Here is an 18,910-nt window from a genome sequence, read left to right as displayed (position 1 = left end):
GCTCGCGAGCTTGATGGCGCCCGGGATGGTCCTGCCGGGCACGTAGGACGGCAGGGACGCCAGGTCAGCACGGGTTCGCACGGTCATACCGCCGATCCTCGCATTGCTCCGTCCGATTGGTCACGTTGACTGGAGTTCACCCCGGCGTGGAAGGGTAAGAACATGACTACCCGCATCGAGACGCTTTCCCTCACCGACGGCCGTGAGCTGCGGGTGACGATCGGCGAACCCGACTCCGCCGTGCGGGGCGGGCTCGTGGTGCTGCACGAGGCCCGCGGCATCACCGAGGGAGTGCGGACGCTCGTCAGCAGCCTGGCCGCAGAGGGCTGGCTCGCCATCGCGCCGCACCTCTACGACGCGGACCGCGTGCACGGCGACGACATCAGGGACCAGGTCAGCAAGCTTTCGGGGGACCGCTTGCTGGAGGACACCGACGTCGCGTTCGTGTGGCTGGGACAGCAGGGCGTGAGTGCCGACCGCATGGGTGTCGTCGGGTTCGACATCGGCGGCACGGTCGCGATGGTCGTCGCCGCGAGTCGCACGATCGGGGCAGCCGTCACCGTTCAAGGGCCTGGGATTCTCGAGCCGTTGTCGGACGGACTGCCCGCACTCGTGGACGTCGCGAGCGAGCTGACGTGCCCCTGGCTCGGCATCTACCGCGACGACGACTCGGAAGAAGTGAGCAAGCTTCGGGATGCGGTGATCAGCTCCGAGACCGCTTCGGATGTGGTCCGTTTCGACGTTTCCAGTGACGAAGCGTGGGCTCGTGCGTTGAACTGGTTCGACGCACACATGAGGTAAGGGTCTTTACGGCGGATTGGAACCGAACCGTACTCCAGGTACATCTAAGGGATGCTTCGGACGGCTGACTGGGTGTAGCTGTGAGTAACACTCAGTGCTGCGGTGACGAGTAATGCAGTGCAGGGGGTTGAGGATGGCTGAAGGCACTGGGACAGGCACTGGAACTGAGACGCCGGCGGTCTCGACGGCTACGACTACGCCGATCACGGCTGAGCAGCTGGCGGCGGTGAAACCTGTACTCCAGCAACAGATGCTGGTGGACAAGGCGACGGCGAGCCAAGCGGCGGCGAAGCTCGACCAGGCGGCGGACAGCGGCAAGCTGACGCTCGACGTCGACGCCGCCGACGCGTTGATCAAGGCGGTCGGTGCCGCGCGCGACGAGGTCATGGACCTGTGGAAGCGCACGAGCGACCAGCTGGCGAAGCCGTTGCAGCTGGGCGACAACCCGGTGGCCCATGCGATCAGCGCGCGGTTCGCCGACCTCGCCGTCGGTGAGGAGTCGGGCGCGGCCAAGGCGTTGCTGGACCTGTCCAGGGTCCTCGACGACATCAGCAACGCGCTCAGCAAGAACCGCGACACGATCCGCGACGCTGAAGAGCAAGCCGAGCAGGGCTTCAAGAACGCCGGGGGGTCCCTGTGAGCCACGGATCGCACGACAACAAGGGCAACGGCAACAGCGGCGGCAAGGACGACAAGTCGCAGCACGGCAACGGGTACGACCGCGACAAGATCCACGAGCCGATCGACTGGATGACCTTCTCCCACGAGAAGCTCTACAACATGGTGCACACGGGGGTGAACCTCGAAGGTGCGCAGGCCGCCGCGACGAACTGGAAGAAGATCGGCGACGACATCGCCGCGGTGCGGGAGAACCTGCTCAAGGCCGTCGAGGACTCGGCCGTCGGCTGGGACAGCGAGTCGGCCCGCCTCGCCAGGGAAGGTCTGACCGAGGTCACCAACTGGGTCGACGACACGTCGACCTACGCGCACAAGGTCTCCGACGCGATCGCCACCGAGCGGGACAACGTCGAGGCCGCCCGTGCCGCGATGCCGCCGCCTCCCAAGGCGCCGGAACCGCCGGTGCCGGTGGAGGAGACCCCGGTGTCCCGGGTGTTGCTGCGGGACCGGTTGGCGATGGTGGACCGGGCGGACACCTTCGGCGGGGTGCAGAGCCTGCACGAGCCCGTGCGGGTGAGCGAGTTCAGCGGGTTCGAGAGACTCGGCACCAGCCCGGTCGACACGCTCGCGGCCAACGACGCCCAGCACCGCCTCGCCGCGGACGTGATGGCGGCGTTCCAGCGCAACTCGGCCGCGGTCGACCAGACCGTGCCCGCGCAGTTCACGCCTCCGGTGAACCCGGTCTACCCGAACCCCCCGACGCTGGGCGGCAGTGGAGACCTCAGCGGTCGCACTCCGGGAGACAGCGGTGGCGTCACGGGCGGTGCCACCGGTGGACCGGTCACGACCACGACCGGCGCCCAGAACCGCGGCGCCACCAACACGTCCTCGCGCGGCTTCGGTGCCGGCGTTCGCGGTGGTGGTGGCGGCTTCACCGGCGGCATGATGCCCGGCAGGTTCGGGCAGAACGCCAACCAGGGCGGACCCGGTGGTGGCGGCGGTGCGGGTGGCGGCGGTAGCGCCGGCCTCTCGGCCGGCGTGAACGAACGGGCCGGCGCAGGTGCGGCCGCAGCGGCCGCGTCGTCGGCGCCCGGTGGCCAGACCAGGGCGTTCCAGAACCCGCTCGCGATGGGTGGCGCGCCGATGGCCGCCGGTGCCCCCGCGGCGGGCCAGGGCCGTGGCGACGAGCGCGAGCACAAGAGCGCGAGCTACCTGGAAGAGGACGACAACGTCTTCGGCCTGGACCGCAAGGCGGCCCCGCCGGTGATCGGTCAGTGAGCGAACGCCAGTACACGGTGAGCTCGCAGGAGTTCTTCCTGCTGTGGCAAGCCGTGCACGGCGAGGACCGCGTCGTGCCGCTCGGCACGCCCCACGTGGGCGCCACCCGAGCGGCGCGGCAACGCCTCGTCGAGGAGAGCTCGCAGACGCTCTACGCCCGCGGCCTCGGCACCGTGCACCGTCCCGACCCGGACCTGCGCGCACTGGTGAGCGGCCTGGGCGAGTTCGACCGCGCGCTGGAGATCGCGTACTTCAAGGGCACCGAACTGGCCCGCGGCATCGCCTGCGCGGGCTGGAGCGGTGCGTTCGCCGCGCGCGTCAACGACGAGGTGCACCTGTACGCGTTCCGTCCCAACGCGCTGGCTGCGGCCACGGTGTCATCGTTGCCAGGCCTCGCGCCCGGCACCGGCCGGTCCGTGAACGTGCGCTGGGACGACTACCTGCGCGCGGGCGAGGCCGGCGGGCAGGACGGCAAGCAGGCGTTCCTGGAGGTCCTGCGCGACGCGGGCATCCGCGAGCCGGAAGCCCACACGTTGCTGCGCATCGTGACGTCCCGCATCGGCGGCGGCGAACTGGGCCTGACCGCCCGCAACCGCGACGGCGTACCCCGCCCGACCGGCCGTTCGGTGTCCTGGCTGGACACCCGCGAGGGCCGCTACCTCCTGCGCAGGCAGGACGGCTGGCTGGTGCTGGCCCCCGCGGACGCGCCGCGCTTGACCAGCGCGGTCGACGAGCTGCTCGCGGCGGGGTAGTTCCACACTGATGGTGGACGTCCTGTCCGCCAATCACACATGGACGTTCGGTTGCGCCTCAACTAGACATGGGGCATGACCGACACCGACGTCGAACTGCTGTGGCGCCCCGACCCCACGAGGGACAACGGGATGACCGCCTTCAGGTCGTGGCTCGCTGACCGAGGGCACTCCTTTGACGACTACGAGTCGCTGTGGGAGTGGTCCGTCTCCGACCTCGAGGGGTTCTGGGGCGCCATAGCTTCGTACTTCGACGTCAAGTTCCACACCGCTCCCGAGCGGGTGCTGGGGTCCGCGGACATGCCGGGCGCCCAGTGGTTCCCCGGCTCGACGCTGAACTACGCCGAGCACGCCCTGCGCCGTGGAGCCGACGACGTCCTCGCCGTGATCTTCCACCGCGAGGACGGCGTCACCTCTTCGCTGACGTTCGGGGTGTTGCGGGCGCGGGTGGCCGCTTTCCGGGCCGCGTTGGCCTCCCTGGGCGTCTCCAGCGGCGACCGGGTGGTCGCACTCGTCCCCAACGCTCCGGAGGCCTTGATCGCCTTCCTGGCGGCCGCCTCGCTGGGCGCCACGTGGTCGTCCTGCTCCCCGGACTTCGGTGCCAGAGCCGTCGCCGACCGCTTCACCCAGATCTCGCCCACCGTCTTCGTCGCCGTCTCCGGCTACGTCTACAACGGACGGTCCTTCGACTGCCGCCCGGTCGTCGAGGAGATCCGCGCGCAGATTCCTTCTTTGCGCGCCACGGTCCTGGTCGACTACCTCGACAACGGTTCGTCGCTGCCCGACACGCTGTCGTTCGGGGAGCTGCTGGACTCGTTCGCGGGCGCTCCGCTGGAGTTCACCCCGGTGCCGTTCGACCACCCGCTCTGGGTGCTCTACTCGTCCGGCACCACGGGCCTGCCCAAGGGCATCGTCCAGGGCCACGGCGGCATCGTGGTCGAGCACCTGAAGATGCTGGCCCTGCACAGCGACCTGGGCCCCGGCGACCGCTTCTTCTGGTTCACCACCACCGGCTGGATGATGTGGAACTACCTGGTCGGCGGCCTGCTGGTGGGCACGACGATCGTGCTGTACGACGGCAGCCCGGCGTTCCCGTCGCTGAGCACGTTGTGGCAGTTGGCCGAACAACACCGCGTCACCTATTTCGGCACCTCCGCCCCGTACGTCCAGTCGTGCCTGAAGGAGGGCCTCGACCCGTCCTCCCGCTACGACCTGACGGGCCTGCGCGTGGTCGGCTCGACCGGCGCACCCCTGACCCCAGAAGGCTTCCGCTGGATCGCCTCGGCCGTGGGCAAGGACGTCCAGATCGCCTCGGTCTCCGGCGGCACCGACCTCTGCACGGCCTTCGTGGCCGCCTCCCCGGACCGCCCGGTGTGGCTGGGCGAACTCTCCTGCCGGGCCCTCGGCGCAGCCGTCTACGCCTACGACGAAGCCGGCAACGTCTTGGAGGACGCCGTCGGCGAGCTCGTGATCACGCGCCCGATGCCGTCCATGCCGGTCTACTTCTGGGGCGACTCCGATGGTTCGCGCCTGCGCGACGCCTACTTCGACACCTACCCGGGAATCTGGCGCCACGGCGACTGGATCCGCATCACCCCACGAGGCTCGGCGGTGATCTACGGCCGCTCCGACTCGACCCTGAACCGAGGCGGCGTCCGCATGGGCACCGCGGAGTTCTACCGCGTCGTCGAGTCCATCCCCGGCGTGGTCGACTCGCTGGTGATCGACACGTCCGGCGTCTCCGAGGGCGAACTGCTCTGCTTCGTAGTGCTGGACGGCGTCTCTCTGACGGACGTGGAACCGTTGCTGCGCAAAGAACTGCGCTCGTCCCTCTCCCCGCGCCACGTCCCGAACCGCTTCGTGGCCGTGGCCGAGATCCCGCGGACCCTCAACGGCAAGAAGTGCGAGGTCCCGGTGAAGAAGATCCTCGCCGGCATGGACGTGGACCGAGCCGTCAGCCGAGGCGCACTCCGCAATCCCGAGTCCCTCCAACCGTTCCTGGAACTGGCTTCGGGATGATCTAGGTCACTCCTGCTCCGGTGAACAGGCGTTTAACGCCCCTCTCGAGCCCTCCGGACGTGCCCTGACCAGCGCGTTCTGGGGTTGGAGGGGGGCGTTTTGCAACTCGGTTGGGGACCTGTGTAACCTATGCGTCGTGGCCAAGGATGGTCCCGGGAGGCTTCGCCTAGTCTGGTCTATGGCGCCGCACTGCTAATGCGGTTTGGGGTAACCCCCCATCCCGGGTTCAAATCCCGGAGCCTCCGCAAGGCCGAGCCTCTAGGGGTTCGGTTATAATTGAAGACCTGCGCTCGTAGCTCAACGGATAGAGCATCTGACTACGGATCAGAAGGTTACAGGTTCGAATCCTGTCGAGCGCGCTACACAAACCCCAGACAGACCTCGGTCTAGCTGGGGTTTTGTTATGCCCCGGTCATTTCTCTCACCTCCGAATTCATCCTGTTGATCTTGTGGGTGCCCGATGGGTGCCCCGGCGTTTTGGTGGGTGCCCTGGCGGGTGCCCGGGGAATCAGCGCGACCGTCTTCTCCGCCGCGTCACGCGCCACCTTGGGCAGCACGCTCGTGTACAGGTTGCTGGTGGTCTGGATCTGTGAGTGACCCAATGTTTCCTGGATCACCTTCATGTCGATGTTCGCCGCGAGCATCAAAGTCGCCGCCGTGTGCCGGAGGTCGTGCAGCCGGATCGGCGGCAGCCCCGCAGCCGTGTACAGCCGTTCGAACCGATCGCTGATCGAGCTGGGTCGCAGCGCGGATCCGTCCTCCAGCGTGAAGACCCGACCAGAGTCGACCCACGCAGGCCCCAGCTCCAGCCGACGCTGGGCCTGCCGGGCCTTGCGCGTGCGGAAGTGCCCGTTGGTCTCCTCGTCCAGCGGGATGACCCGCTCGCCCGCGTCTGACTTCGGGTCACCCTCGACGATCTCCCAGTCGACCTCCGTCAGTTGGGTGGAGATCGTCACGGTGGCGTCGAGAGCGGAGTACTCCGTCCACGGCAGACCGGCGAGTTCGCCCCGGCGAGGGCCGCGCTTGACGGCTAGGTGCCACAGCGCTTCGAGCTCCGAGTCGTGGATCGCCACATAGTCCAGGAAGATCCCGGCCTGCTCCGGCGTCCACACCATCACCGGCCCAGGACGCTTCCCGGTGCGCTGCCACTCCTCGACCCGCTCCGGCGTCCACACCAACGGCCTCGGCGGCTTCGCTGACACCGTGTAGTGCATCGCCGCGTTGAACGTTGTCTTCTGCTCCGCGATTGCGTCGTTCATCGCGGCCCTCAGGGTCGCGTGGATACGCGCTTGGCTACTCGGACCCACAGGCCGCCGGAACGGCGGCAACTCGTCCAGCTTGGCCTTCAGGATGCGCTTGTCAGCGCGAATCCGGGTGTTCTTGATCCGCGCTTGCAGTGCCCGGCGGTCCTCGTTGTTCGCGACGATTCGGTCGTTGTCGTCGTTGATCTCCGCAAACATCTCGGAAATGTGCGCGACCGTCAGCCGGTCCACCCGCACGTCACCAATCTTCGGCTTGAGGTACAGCCGGACATGCGACTCGTAGGACAGCTCCGTTGCCCGGCGATGCGACTCTTGGCTCTGCCAGATGTCGAGCCATTCGCCGATCGTCAGGTTCTCGACGAGGTTCTGGCCGGACCGGAGCTTGCGGGCCGTCTCCTCGTAGTCCGGGATCGGCTCGTCCTTCTCAAGCGCGTCGAGCATCGCGGAGACCGCTTCAGCGTCTTCCTTCGATCCTTCGCCCAACCTCAGCAGGGCGCGGACCTTGTCCAGGTCGTTCTGAGCCGCCGTCTGCGTCTCGTAGCCCTGCCTCCGGAAGGTCCTTCGGGTGCCCTCCGTCGTCGACTCCAATTCCTGACGGAGTCGCCAGGCCCCGTGAGAGCGTTGGGAGAGCTTCGGGCACTTCAAGCCCAAGTCCTTCCCGTTCTCGTCGCGGCACCGGCACCCCCGTGTCACGCTTCCGCTCCTGCTCATTCGGTCACCCCCTTTCCTGTTCGTATCCTCGATGTCTCGCCTTGAACCGGTGCCTGAAGGCCCTGTCCTTCATGGCGATCTTCTTCGTTGAGATGCTCACTCCTGCTCGTCGATCTCCTCATCGGGCCGTGTGATCTGGCCTTGCTTGGCGAGCTCGGCTTCGATCTCCTGGGACAGCTCTCGGGTGATGTGGCCGCGGTGGGCGTGTCGCTCGCCGCTTTCCAGTGCGCCGAACCGCGCGACCCTCGCGTCGCGCTCCTCTGTGAGCGTGTTGCCCCAGATCTGCAGAGCGACGTCGACAACGATCTGCGGCGCGACATCGAGCCGCCGCGCGAGCGCATGATCGGCCTCGACCAGGCGGAACTGGCCGACAGTGGCCGCGTCGCCTTCCGCTCGAACATCGGCAATCCGAAGGAGCTCAGCGTGCTGGGTCTGGGGATCCCAGCTGACTGAGCCTTCCGGAACGTTCGTCCCTCTCAGCAGACCCCTGATCACCGGTCGAGACAGCACGACGTGCTCGGCGATAGCGACAGGCCCGTGTCCGTCGAACAGCTCGGCAACCTCAACGTTGAACGTGTGCGCCATGACGAGCACGTCGGCGAACGTCAGATGTGTTCGCTCGCCGGCCTCGATGGCAGCGATCTTGCTGCGGCTCAGCGGCGCACCGCGACGCGCGAACAGCCGCGCGGCTTCGTGCTGGGTCATCCGGGCGCGCCGACGTAGGCGTTCCAGGTTCTCACCAATGACAGCGCCGACGCTCTCCGCTTCCATCACAGGCGCATCCTGACAGCTCACCTGTTCGCTTGACAAGCAGTTCAAGCGTTGCCAACACTGATTCGACTGTTCGTTTGACAGACATTCGAGTCGGGGGATTGAGATGGCCGAGTACGTGCGCGACGAGCCTGTCGATGCGCCAACCCTCCACGAGATCCGTGGATGGCCGGCAAGCGTTGACGTACCAGCGGCTGCTGCGGCGTTCGGTATCTCGCGTAGCCACGCCTATGAGTTGATCGCGCGTGGAGCGTTTCCGGCGAAGGTGATCCGGGTCGGCACTCGTTATAAGGTGATCACTGCCTCGATCGTTCAGGCGTTGTCTGCGGAAACGACCTGACGTAGCCGGCCATACCCTCGTGGACGCGGAACTGTGGCGAGTATCAGGTTCCATGCTCGTGGCGGGCAACATGAAGGAAGAGACTGGGGCATGTCGCTGCAGGTCAAATGGTGCGTCTGATGGTGTGCGAGGATCCGCCCGGCTGGTGGCTCCGCGGGCGATCTTGGCTCGATCAGGGCGGCGGTCGTGGGATGCGTCCGAGGGCTGTGCGCAGGTTCATGCCGCAGTGGCGAGCCGTCGGGCTCGGCTAGGGACCTCGTGCGTCGTGCGACACGCCGGTGGGTTCCCAATTGCCGAGCTGGCGTGTCGTTGGTGTTTGGGCCGTGGCATCGTTGTCTGGGTAGCTCGTTGTGTAATTGGCCCTGTTCGTCTAGGGCAGCGCTGAGCGTCCGCGCTCAGCGAGGATCGCAACCACAGCGCCCGCAGGTACACGCCGCCGTGGCCGGCGGCAGCGCTGAGCGTCCGCGCTCAGCGAGGATCGCAACCACCCCTTCGACGGGGAAGACGTCGGCGTCCCTCGCAGCGCTGAGCGTCCGCGCTCAGCGAGGATCGCAACAGCGTGGTGTCGCCGATCGCCGCCGCGACGCTGAGGCAGCGCTGAGCGTCCGCGCTCAGCGAGGATCGCAACCGCGGCGGTGAGGCCGAGCATGTCGAGGAGCTGCGCGCAGCGCTGAGCGTCCGCGCTCAGCGAGGATCGCAACTGGCGGTCCAAGCGCGCCGCGACACGCTCGGCGAGCAGCGCTGAGCGTCCGCGCTCAGCGAGGATCGCAACGTGCAGCACCGCGACACCGGCACCGTGCACGTGGTCGCAGCGCTGAGCGTCCGCGCTCAGCGAGGATCGCAACCAGTACCCGGACGACACATTCCCCACCGGGACCGTCGCAGCGCTGAGCGTCCGCGCTCAGCGAGTATCGCAACAACGACACGAACAACAAGCCGATTCTTGGCCCGATGCAGCGCTGAGCGTCCGCGCTCAGCGAGGATCGCAACTTCCACATGTGATTGACCGCGACCTTGAGCGCCCAGCAGCGCTGAGCGTCCGCGCTCAGCGAGTATCGCAACAAGCAGTACGGCACGCTCGCCGCCCGCGAGCTCGGTGCAGCGCTGAGCGTACGTGCTCAGCGAGGATCGCAACCCGCGCCAGTACGATGCTGCGGCCACGATCCGCGGCAGCGCTGAGTGTCCGCGCTCGGCGAGGATCGCAACTCCAGATAGGCAGGCGGCAACTCGCCGGGACTGGTGTAGCGCTGAGCGTCCGCGCTCGGCGAGGATCGCAACGACCACGACCGCGAGCCAGAGGGCTCCGCCTACCGGCCAGCGCCGGGCGTCTGCGCTCGGCGAGGATCGCAACTTGGTCCTCAACAAGATCACCGCCACGTGCCAGGGCACCATCCCGGCCTCCGAGCTGAGCGGGGGTCGCAACTGTGTTCGCCTGGTCTAGGCGTTGGAGAGCGTGGTGTGCCGGTTTATGTCATCCGGAACACCGCGATCGCGTTGACCTGCTTCGTTGGTCCATTCGGGTGTAGATGTCACGTGGTGGAGCTGAGAGGCCCGTTTTTGTCAGGGGGCGTCTCTATGGTCACGTCGTTCGTCGGGGGACGGGCGATTTGAAGGGGTTTGCTTGTGTGGGCGCATAGCCCCAGCAAGGTAACCGGGCGTTGGCATCCGTTGGCTGATCATCTTCGATCGACAGCGGGGCTGGCTCGCGAGTTCGCGGCTGTGTTCGGCGCGGGCGATCTTGCGGCGGCGCTGGGTTTGGTGCACGACGCTGGAAAGGCGGCGTGTGCGTGGCAGGCCAAGCTGGTCAAGGTGAGTGCGACCGGCGACAGGGTGAACATCAACCACAAGAACTTGGGCGCTCTGTTGGTGCGCGACCGCGCACTGGCGGCGGCGATAGCCGTACTCGGGCATCACGGTGGCCTTGAGTGTCCACAGGACCTCCTTGGTTTGTCGTTCGGGCCTGACGATGAGCAGACGCTTGAGCGGTTCTTCGAAGTGGTCCCCGAAGCCCGCGGGCTGACGGACGGTCCGCCGTTGCTGCCAGAGGCGTGGAGCGAGTCCGTGCTGCTGGGTGAGATGGGCATTCGGCTGGTGTTCTCGGCGTTGGTCGACGCTGATCATCTGGATACCGGCGCCCACGCGGAAGGGCTGTCTCGGCCCAGGGTTACCCAGCCTGCGGACATGACGGAGTTAGTGCGTCGGTTCGAGTTCAACCGTGCGGTGCTGCTCGCCGACCGGCCTGAACGGTCCGATGTGGACCGTGTACGTGCCGCGCTGTACGCCGACGTGGTGCGCAGGGCGGCGGGGGAGCCGGGTGTGTATCGGTTGCCGGCGCCAACGGGGTCGGGCAAGACCATGACGGCGGCCGGTTTCGCGTTGCACCACGCCGCACGGCACGGCAAGCCGCGTGTGATCGTGGCGGTGCCGTTCACGACGATCACCGAGCAGAACGCAGGTGTGTATCGACGGCTGCTCGGCGCGGACGTGGTGCTGGAGCACCACTCGAACGCGGAGCTGGATGACCGTCGGCTGCGGCTGGCGGCGGAGAACTGGGACGCGCCGTTCGTGGTCACCACGACGGTCCAGCTGTTCGACTCATTGTTCGGCCGCAAGCCGGCGCGGTCACGCAAACTGCACCGGTTGGCGAACGCTGTGGTTGTGCTGGACGAGGTACAGGCGCTTCCAGTGCCGCTGCTGGTTCCGATCTTGGACGCGCTGCGCGTGCTGTCACAGCATTTCGGTACGACGGTGTTGCTGGCCTCGGCGACGCAGCCGAGCTTCGAGCATCTCGCGGTGTGGAAGTCACTGGACATCCGGTCGCTGGTCGACGACCCGGTCCAGTTGTTCACGCGGCTCAAGCGCGTGCGCTACGAGTGGCAACTCGCTCCGAAGCCGACGACCGACGACATCGCGGCGCAGATCTGCGGTGAGCGGCAGGCGCTGGCGATCGTCAACACCGTTGCCCACGCACGCGGGCTGTATCGCCTGGTGGCGGATCGTCGCCCGGATGCGGAGGTGGTGCATCTGTCGACCCGGATGTGCCCCCGGCACCGGGAGGTGACGCTGCGGCGCGTCCGGAAGTTGCTCGACGACAAGGAGCCTGTGTTGGTGGTCGCCACCCAGCTGGTGGAAGCCGGTGTGGATCTGGACTTCCCGGTGGTGTTCCGCGCGCTGGCGCCGGCGGAATCGCTGCAACAGGCAGCGGGGCGGGCCAACCGCGAAGGTCGTCTACCCGGCGGGGGTCGAGTGGTGGTGTTCGACGCTGTCGATGCTCCGGTGCCGACGTTCTACCGGATCGGGGTGGACAAGACCCGCGCGCTGTTCGGTGAGGGACGTGACCCTGACGACCCGGTGTTGCTGGAGGAGTACTACCGGCGGCTGTACACGGGTCTGAACGTCGATGAAGCCCGGCGCGGTTCGGTGATCCAGGACAACCGGGCTGAGCTCGACTTTCGTGCGGTTGCTGATGGCCCGCGGATCGCGGGGGCTGGTTCGGCTCGGGATCGGCTGCTGGCGTTCCGCATGATCGACGAGGACCCGGTCACGTTGATCGTGACGACCTGGGACGAACCGGGACGCGCTACGGAGCTACTGCGCGAGCTGAGGACGGGCGAACGGCCGGCGGGCGCGGTGTTGCGGGAACTGCGCGGCTACATGGTGCCGGTACCGCGGGCCGTGGCGTCGGCAGCGCAGGTACGGGCATTGTGCCGCCCGGTCGTGGAAGGCCACGACGAACTCTGGGAATGGTGCGGCGACTACGACCCGCACGTGGGCCTGGACGAGGGCGAGATCGCAAAGGAGACGGTGTGGTGAGTCCGGTGTTGCCGCGATCGAAGTCGGGTGCGCCCCCGGTGGTGGTGCAGGTATGGGGCGACGCCGCGTTGTTCACGCGGCCGGAGCTGAAGGTCGAGCGGGTGTCCTACCCGGTGATGACACCGTCCGCCGCGGTCGGGGTGCTGGAGTCGATCTACTGGAAGCCGCAGTTCCGGTGGCGGGTGGTGGCGATCGAGGTGCTGTCGCCGATCAAACAGTTCACCCAGCGCCGAAACGAGACCACCGACATCGCCTCCCTCGCCGACGCCGCCTCCGGCCGGCGCCGCCTGGACACCGTCGCGAACCGGGTGCAGCGCAACGCCATCTGCCTGCGCGACGTTGCCTACCGCGTTCATGCCCACGTCGAGCTCACCCCGGACGCAGACAAGCCAGAGGCTGCATACCGCGATCAGTTCCGCCGCCGCGTCACCCGGGGCAGCTGCTTCTCCCAGCCCTATCTGGGAGTGCGGGAGTTCACCGCGTTCTTCAGCGATCCCGACGACCGGCAAGCATGGCCACACAACGAGGACTTCGGTGTAATGCTGCACTCCGTCGACCACTCCACCACGCCAGCGTCGTTCACCTGGTTCAACGCCAAGCTCGTCAACGGCGTCCTCGCCGTGCCGGAGAGCGGCATCCCCGCAGGGGAGGCCTGATGCTGCTGCACCACCTGGTCAAGCAGGCCGAGCAAGACCCAGCGGCAAAGCCTTTCCACCGATCGCTGCGCTTTGACTGGGAGCTGCGTCTCAACTCCGACGGCACACTCGCCAACAATGGTCTGGAATCCCTGCTCGTCCCCGATGCCGCCGGAAAACTACGCGGCGCCGAGCACCTGGTCCCGGCCGTGACTCGCACCGTCGGTGTTGCCCCCAACCTGGCAGCCGACGACGTGCAGTACGTCCTCGGCTGGGACGACCCGGACAGCAAGCCCGCACGCGTCGCGCAATGCCACGCCGCCTTCGCTGAACTTACCCAGCGATGGGCCGACAGCCCTGAGGGGCAGCACGACCCGATCGCTCAAGCCCTTGCCCGGTTCTACCGCTCCGGCGAGGTGACTCGGCTGCGCCGCGACCCCGACGCCACCGCTAAACAGCGGGTGCTGATCACCGTCGGCACCACCCCCGCCTACCGGGCAGCTTCGGTGACCGAGTTCTGGGCCGCGGAGGTCACCCGCCGCAAAGGCGGCGGACAGCGCGGACTCTGCCTTGTGTGCGGCCGCACCAGGCCGCTGCTCGACACGCTGCCCGGCAAAGTACCCGCGCGGCTCGTGCCCGGCGCCACCAACGACGCAGCCCTGGTCAGCGTAAACGAACGTGTCTTCGGCTACGACCTGACCACCCAGCTGACCTGCTCACCGATCTGCATCCCTTGCGGCGAAGGCGTGTCAGCCGGCCTGGTCCGCGTACTCGACTCGGACAACACCACCTCCTACGGAGGACAAGACAGCCGCCTGGCCTGGTGGACCACCGAACCGGTACAGCGCAACCCGATGAAGCTCATCCTCGACGCCGACCCCAAACAGGTTCACGCACTGATCTCCTCGATCCATTCCGGCAAACCTGCCCGAAGGTTGAACGACACCAACAAGTTCTGCGCACTGACCGTGGGCGGCAACGTCGCCCGCGTCATGGTCCGCGACTGGCTGGAAATGCCTCTGTCCACAGTGGAAGAACATGCTGCGGCCTGGTTCGACGACCTCGACATGGTCACACTGCATCCAGATGAACTCGCGCGGCAGCCACTGCAACGACTCGTCCGCGTCACCGGTCGATGGCAGCGAGCCGAACGACGCTATGCCTTTCTGGGCGCCAAAGGATCAGCACATCCACACGCGGCGCAACGAGACCTGCTCAACGCGGCGCTGCGCAACACCTCACCGCCACCGTCATTGCTGACTCATCTGCTGCATCGTGTGCGAACCGACGGACGACTGGACACACCGCGCGCGGCGCTGCTGCGGCTGATGCTGCTGCGTTCACATCTGACCACGGAGAAACCGATGCCCGGACTGGACGAGTCCAACACCGATCCCGCATACGTCGCAGGCCGCGTGTTCGCCGCCCTGGACGCCCTGCAATATGACGCCTTCGACGGCAAGCTCAACACCACCTACGCCAACCGCTACCTCGCCGGCGCCATCACCAACCCACGCGCGGCCCTGCTCGCGGGCAGCAAGCTCGCCGACGCGTGGCTTCGCAAGTTCCGCGGCCCCCGCAAGGGGACCGGCGTCAACCACAGCCGCGAACTCACCACACTGTTCGGACTTCTCGACGCCGCCTCCGGCATCCCGCACCGCACCACACCCGCCCAGCAGGCGCTGTTCCTGCTGGGCTATCACCATCAGCGCGCTCACCGGTTCGCCGTCCTGCGCGACCGCGCCGCGGCGCGGTCCACCGCCGCGACCGAGTCCACCGCGACCGCCATCAACGAATCCGACCAGGAGATTCCCGCATGACCAGCGTCCAGCCGCACCTCGACCCGACCGTCCGTCATGACATGGTGTTCCTGTTCGACGTCACCGACGGCAACCCCAACGGCGACCCCGACGCCGGCAACCGCCCCCGCACCGATGACGAAAGCGGACAGGGACTGGTCACCGACGTCGCGCTCAAGCGCAAGATCCGCGACACGCTCGCCATCGCCGCCGCGGACAACCCCCGATACGGCATCTTCGTCCAGGCCGGATACGCGCTGAACCCTCGCCTCGAACAGTCCTACGCCGACAACGGACTCAAACTCGGCTCCAAGATCACCAAAGACGACGCCGCCCGAGCACGCGCATGGCTGTGCGACCGCTACGTCGACATCCGTCTGTTCGGCGCGGTGCTCTCCGTCGGCAAAACCCAAGCACTGGGCCAGATCCGCGGCCCGCTGCAGCTGAGCATGGCGCGCAGCATCGACCCCGTCTATCCGGCCGATCACGCCATCACCCGCGTCACCCAGACTAAACAGGAAGACATCGACAAAGGCGAAACCACTGAAATGGGCGGCAAGTGGACCGTCCCGTACGGCCTGTACAAGGTCGAGCTCTACTACTCCGCGGCCCGCGGCAGTGACACCGGCGTGGACTCCACCGACCTAGACCTGCTCTACCGCACCCTGGAGATGATGTTCGACCACGACCGCTCCGCCACCCGCGGCACACTGACCCCGCGCGGGCTGTACGTCTTCAGCCACTCCGACGCCTTCGGCGCCGCACCCGCACACCGCCTCACCGAACGCGTCACGATCATCCGCCGCCAAACCGACACCGATGCCCCGGCGCGTGCCTTCACCGACTACGACGTTGCGGTGAACGAGACCGACCTTCCCCGCGGCGTCACCATGACCAAGCTGATCAGCTAGGCCACGGCGAGATGACCGACAACGACGTGGCGGCCGGTCGTCGCAGCGTGCCGATCTCGGCGTTGGAGCACTACGCCTATTGCCCGCGGCAGGCGGCTCTGATCCACGTCGAGGCCTACTTCAACGCCAACGTCGACACTGTGCGCGGGGAGCTCGCACACGCTGCTGTCGACCGTGCCGGAGCGGGGCAGAACCGCCGTCGCCACCCAGTGTGGCGATCTCTGCCGGTGTGGAGCGCGGAACTCGGCGTGCACGGCGTCTGCGATGTCGTCGAGTTCAACGGAGGCCCGACGCCGATCGAGCACAAGTCCGGCGGCTACCGGCCGGGCGGCCCGGCCGACGTCCAGGTGGCCGCCCAGGCGTTGTGCCTGCGCGAGATGTTCAACGCCGCGGTGCCGCTCGGTGTGGTGTTCTCTGGTCGGGACCGACGCCGCCACGACGTCATCGTGGACACCTCTCTGGCGGCCCTCGTCGCCGACACGACCACTGCCGTACGGCGCTTGCTGGACCTCGGCGCCGTACCGCAACCCGTACACGACGCACGTTGCCGTCGGTGCTCACTGCGCCCAGGGTGCATACCTGAGGCCCCGACACGAGTGGCGCACTCGCTGTTTGAACCGCGCAACGTCGGGACGTGGGAATGGGATGACTGAATTACTGCGAACCCTGTATGTCACGACCCCAGGCACCAGTCTGCACCTGGACGGCGACGCAGTGCGCATCGCACATCCGGATCGCACAGGGCGGCATCTGATCCCACTCGTGCGCATCGACCATGTCGTTGCCTGGAACGGCGTGGACGTGTCCGGCGACCTGATCCATAGGTGCGCGGCCGACGGCAGATCGGTGACTTGGCTGACCCGCAACGGCAAACTCCTTGCCCGGGCCACCGGTCCGCAGACCGGCAATCCGATGCTGCGTCTGGCGCAGTACCGCTGTTACGACGACGCCGACCGGCGGATGGCGATCGCCCGAGCCATTGTGGCCGGCAAACTGCACAACTACCGGCAGCTACTTCTGCGCGCGGCCCGAGACACCTTCGGCGACCGATGTGAGGACTTGCGGTCGCTGGCCGCGCGACATGCAGACGCGCTTGCCGATCTCGCCGCTGTAACCGACCTGGACACACTGCTCGGCATCGAGGGACGAGCAGCACGCGACTACTTTCAGGGACTCGATCTGCTTGCCCCCGGTGTCGCAGCCGGACGGACCCGGCGACCACCGCGCGATCCCGTCAACTGCCTGCTCTCCTTCGGATACGGCATGTTGCGCGTGGCCGTTCAAGGAGCACTCGAGCAAGTCGGACTTGACCCGTACATCGGGTTCCTGCACGGCGTGCGCTCCGGCAAACCGGCCCTGGCCTTGGACCTCATGGAGGAGTTCCGGGCACTGCTGGTTGATCGCCTCGTGCTGACCTTGATCAACCGGAGACAACTTCTTCCACCGCACACCGAAACCCTGCCCGCAGGCGCGGTCCAGCTCACCGATGAGGGCAGGAAGTTCATGCTGGAGCAATGGTCCGCTGCGCGCGAACGGGAATGGCCGCATGCGGGACTCGGCCGCAACATTCCTGCGGCGCTTCTCCCACTCACCCAAGCCAGACTGCTGGCTAGGCATCTGCGCGGGTCCATCGACGGATACCTGCCCTGGACGGTGACCTGATGGAACTGTTGATCACCTACGATGTCGACACTACGAGCCCTGAAGGGCAGCGACGGCTGCGTCGGGTCGCCAAGGCGTGCGAAGGAATCGGACATCGCGTGCAGAAATCGGTGTTCGAGGTCGTCTGCGATCCAGGGCAACGACTTCGGCTTGAGGCCGACCTGGTTAACATCATCGACCCTTGTGTCGACTCCGTCCGCATCTACCAGCTCAACAGAGGCACCTTCGCTGCCGCAAGACATCTTGGTGCTGCGGTCGCTCCACCGCACCACGGCGCTTTGATCATCTGATCGTGGCATCTGCCGGCACGTGAAGCCAGAAGGTCGGTCTGGTTGGGAACCCCTAGCGTCGTGCAACACGCCTGGAGGTTCCGAACCAATTTCTCGGTGTGTCCGGTCTGAGCTGACCTCGCAGAGTCATGCTGGCGTGTACGCATAAGGATCTCGCCTGTTCATCCAGGGAAGCGCTGGGCGTCCGCGCCCAGCGAGGATCGCAACGACGACTTCCGGCTGCAGTGGCTCAACGAGTCCTCGAAGCGCTGGGCGTCCGCGCCCAGCGAGGATCGCAACCCGTTCTGCCTGGCCACAAGCTCGCAGTACTCGTAGAAGCGCTGGGCGTCCGCGCCCAGCGAGGATCGCAACTTCGAGTCCAAGGACGACATGCTGGCCAGCGGGAGAAGCGCTGGGCGTCCGCGCCCAGCGAGGATCGCAACGCGATGTACGCGCTGGAGAGGGCGGAGCGGTGACGGGAAGCGCTGGGCGTCCGCGCCCAGCGAGGATCGCAACTCGCAGGGACAGGCACTCCTCACGGTCGACGAGGACGAAGCGCTGGGCGTCCGCGCCCAGCGAGGATCGCAACTCGCCGTCGAAAGCGGTGCCGCTGGTGACGCCCTGGAAGCGCTGGGCGTCCGCGCCCAGCGAGGATCGCAACCCGGAGACGGTCGAGCACGGTGTCGAGCGCCTTGCGAAGCGCTGGGCGTCCGCGCCCAGCGAGGATCGCAACCTGAACTCGTTGAACTTCTCGGACAGCGCGCCCTCGGCGAAGCGCTGGGCGTCCGCGCCCAGCGAGGATCGCAACCCCTTCAACACCCTCCATCGGAAAGGTACCGCCATGGAAGCGCTGGGCGTCCGCGCCCAGCGAGGATCGCAACCTTCCGGTCATCTGACTGCTGTGTGCAGCCCACGGTGAAGCGCTGGGCGTCCGCGCCCAGCGAGGATCGCAACCCCGACTTCACCACCCACTACGGCCGCCGCAGCTACGAAGCGCTGGGCGTCCGCGCCCAGCGAGGATCGCAACTGACTTGCCGAAGACGACGTCTGCTGCGCGGTCGGGAAGCGCTGGGCGTCCGCGCCCAGCGAGGATCGCAACTCGATCAGGGCCGGACGTGACGCCTCGAGCGAGGCGAAGCGCTGGGCGTCCGCGCCCAGCGAGGATCGCAACCGAACCCCGGCTGAGGTTCACCCCAGGCAGTGGACACCGAGTTAGCAGGACCAGCGGTTCTGCTGAAAGGATGTCCTCATGCCTCCTCGGAAGCGCCG

General features: G+C 67.1%; 15 protein-coding genes, 2 tRNA genes and 2 CRISPR repeat arrays. Of the genes, 15 read left to right on the top strand and 2 right to left on the bottom strand.

The features are described from left to right. Positions 1 to 162 precede the first annotated feature (162 nt). From DI276_RS47775 to DI276_RS47745, 7 genes are all read left to right on the top strand, one after another. Positions 163 to 801, top strand: coding sequence for a dienelactone hydrolase family protein (locus tag DI276_RS47775; protein WP_112276839.1), 639 nt, complete (start codon positions 163 to 165; stop codon positions 799 to 801). 226 nt (positions 802 to 1,027) lie between these two features. Beyond that, positions 1,028 to 1,441 carry a hypothetical protein gene (locus tag DI276_RS47770; RefSeq protein WP_157985392.1) on the top strand — a complete coding sequence of 138 codons (414 nt, stop codon included), beginning with the start codon at positions 1,028 to 1,030 and terminating at the stop codon, positions 1,439 to 1,441. After that, complete coding sequence (locus DI276_RS47765; protein WP_112276835.1) at positions 1,438 to 2,697, top strand: PPE domain-containing protein; 1,260 nt, start codon at positions 1,438 to 1,440, stop codon at positions 2,695 to 2,697. Before DI276_RS47770 ends, DI276_RS47765 begins: the two co-directional genes overlap by 4 nt. Next, positions 2,694 to 3,449, top strand: a complete 756-nt coding sequence (locus DI276_RS47760; RefSeq protein WP_112276833.1) for an ESX secretion-associated protein EspG — start codon at positions 2,694 to 2,696, stop codon at positions 3,447 to 3,449. Before DI276_RS47765 ends, DI276_RS47760 begins: the two co-directional genes overlap by 4 nt. Before the next feature lie 75 nt (positions 3,450 to 3,524). Beyond that, on the top strand, positions 3,525 to 5,468 hold the full coding sequence (locus DI276_RS47755; RefSeq protein ID WP_112276831.1) for an acetoacetate--CoA ligase: 1,944 nt from the start codon (positions 3,525 to 3,527) through the stop codon (positions 5,466 to 5,468). 155 nt (positions 5,469 to 5,623) lie between these two features. After that, positions 5,624 to 5,713: transfer RNA gene (locus DI276_RS47750), tRNA-Ser, on the top strand. A gap of 41 nt (positions 5,714 to 5,754) precedes the next feature. Further along, positions 5,755 to 5,827: transfer RNA gene (locus tag DI276_RS47745), tRNA-Arg, on the top strand. A gap of 42 nt (positions 5,828 to 5,869) precedes the next feature. Here the strand turns inward: DI276_RS47745 and DI276_RS47740 are convergent. Both DI276_RS47740 and DI276_RS47735 read right to left on the bottom strand, forming a co-directional pair. After that, the gene (locus DI276_RS47740) at positions 5,870 to 7,318 is read right to left on the bottom strand and encodes a tyrosine-type recombinase/integrase (RefSeq protein WP_198681351.1); all 1,449 of its coding nucleotides are present in this window, start codon (positions 7,316 to 7,318) and stop codon (positions 5,870 to 5,872) included. 219 nt (positions 7,319 to 7,537) lie between these two features. Next, positions 7,538 to 8,212 carry a helix-turn-helix transcriptional regulator gene (locus DI276_RS47735; protein ID WP_112276827.1) on the bottom strand — a complete coding sequence of 225 codons (675 nt, stop codon included), beginning with the start codon at positions 8,210 to 8,212 and terminating at the stop codon, positions 7,538 to 7,540. Positions 8,213 to 8,318: 106 nt separating this feature from the next. Here DI276_RS47735 and DI276_RS47730 point away from each other — a divergent pair, with 106 nt between their 5' ends. The 8 genes from DI276_RS47730 to cas2 all read left to right on the top strand — a co-directional run bounded on the left by DI276_RS47730 (position 8,319) and on the right by cas2 (position 17,662). Beyond that, positions 8,319 to 8,552, top strand: a complete 234-nt coding sequence (locus DI276_RS47730) for a helix-turn-helix transcriptional regulator (RefSeq protein WP_112276825.1) — start codon at positions 8,319 to 8,321, stop codon at positions 8,550 to 8,552. A gap of 375 nt (positions 8,553 to 8,927) precedes the next feature. Next, positions 8,928 to 9,903: direct repeats of the CRISPR family, unit length 37 nt; unit sequence GCAGCGCTGAGCGTCCGCGCTCAGCGAGGATCGCAAC. Between the two features lie 272 nt (positions 9,904 to 10,175). Then, positions 10,176 to 12,365 (top strand): CRISPR-associated helicase Cas3', encoded by a 2,190-nt coding sequence (gene cas3, locus DI276_RS47725; protein WP_157985390.1) that lies wholly within the window; start codon positions 10,176 to 10,178, stop codon positions 12,363 to 12,365. After that, the gene (gene cas5c / locus DI276_RS47720) at positions 12,362 to 13,021 is read left to right on the top strand and encodes a type I-C CRISPR-associated protein Cas5c (protein WP_112276841.1); all 660 of its coding nucleotides are present in this window, start codon (positions 12,362 to 12,364) and stop codon (positions 13,019 to 13,021) included. The genes cas3 and cas5c overlap by 4 nt, the downstream gene beginning before the upstream one ends. Then, on the top strand, positions 13,021 to 14,820 hold the full coding sequence (gene cas8c / locus DI276_RS47715; protein ID WP_112276821.1) for a type I-C CRISPR-associated protein Cas8c/Csd1: 1,800 nt from the start codon (positions 13,021 to 13,023) through the stop codon (positions 14,818 to 14,820). Before cas5c ends, cas8c begins: the two co-directional genes overlap by 1 nt. Before the next feature lie 41 nt (positions 14,821 to 14,861). Continuing rightward, positions 14,862 to 15,710 (top strand): type I-C CRISPR-associated protein Cas7/Csd2, encoded by an 849-nt coding sequence (cas7c, locus tag DI276_RS47710; protein ID WP_232837421.1) that lies wholly within the window; start codon positions 14,862 to 14,864, stop codon positions 15,708 to 15,710. An 11-nt stretch (positions 15,711 to 15,721) separates the two neighbouring features. After that, the gene (cas4, locus tag DI276_RS47705; RefSeq protein WP_112276817.1) at positions 15,722 to 16,363 is read left to right on the top strand and encodes a CRISPR-associated protein Cas4; all 642 of its coding nucleotides are present in this window, start codon (positions 15,722 to 15,724) and stop codon (positions 16,361 to 16,363) included. Next, entirely contained in the window at positions 16,356 to 17,372 is a 1,017-nt protein-coding gene (gene cas1c / locus DI276_RS47700; RefSeq protein WP_112276815.1) for a type I-C CRISPR-associated endonuclease Cas1c, read from the top strand. The genes cas4 and cas1c overlap by 8 nt, the downstream gene beginning before the upstream one ends. Next, a complete protein-coding gene (gene cas2 / locus DI276_RS47695; protein ID WP_198681348.1) occupies positions 17,372 to 17,662 on the top strand; it encodes a CRISPR-associated endonuclease Cas2 in 291 nt (96 codons plus the stop codon). Before cas1c ends, cas2 begins: the two co-directional genes overlap by 1 nt. A 170-nt stretch (positions 17,663 to 17,832) precedes the next feature. Then, a CRISPR array of direct repeats spans positions 17,833 to 18,812; the repeat unit is 37 nt; unit sequence GAAGCGCTGGGCGTCCGCGCCCAGCGAGGATCGCAAC. Between the last annotated feature and the right edge of the window lie 98 nt (positions 18,813 to 18,910).

The sequence above is a fragment of the Lentzea terrae genome, from assembly GCF_003265345.1.
Lineage (GTDB): Bacteria > Actinomycetota > Actinomycetes > Mycobacteriales > Pseudonocardiaceae > Lentzea > Lentzea terrae.
This window is presented reverse-complemented; position numbering and strand designations above follow the sequence as displayed.

Coding starts and splice junctions, on each gene's coding strand:
- cas2 (WP_198681348.1), top strand. CDS start 17,372: ATGGAACTGTTGATCACCTACGATGTCGACACTACGAGCCCTGAAGGG.
- DI276_RS47730 (WP_112276825.1), top strand. CDS start 8,319: ATGGCCGAGTACGTGCGCGACGAGCCTGTCGATGCGCCAACCCTCCAC.
- cas1c (WP_112276815.1), top strand. CDS start 16,356: ATGACTGAATTACTGCGAACCCTGTATGTCACGACCCCAGGCACCAGT.
- cas7c (WP_232837421.1), top strand. CDS start 14,862: ATGGTGTTCCTGTTCGACGTCACCGACGGCAACCCCAACGGCGACCCC.
- cas8c (WP_112276821.1), top strand. CDS start 13,021: ATGCTGCTGCACCACCTGGTCAAGCAGGCCGAGCAAGACCCAGCGGCA.
- DI276_RS47755 (WP_112276831.1), top strand. CDS start 3,525: ATGACCGACACCGACGTCGAACTGCTGTGGCGCCCCGACCCCACGAGG.
- cas4 (WP_112276817.1), top strand. CDS start 15,722: ATGACCGACAACGACGTGGCGGCCGGTCGTCGCAGCGTGCCGATCTCG.
- DI276_RS47775 (WP_112276839.1), top strand. CDS start 163: ATGACTACCCGCATCGAGACGCTTTCCCTCACCGACGGCCGTGAGCTG.
- DI276_RS47735 (WP_112276827.1), bottom strand. CDS start 8,212: ATGGAAGCGGAGAGCGTCGGCGCTGTCATTGGTGAGAACCTGGAACGC.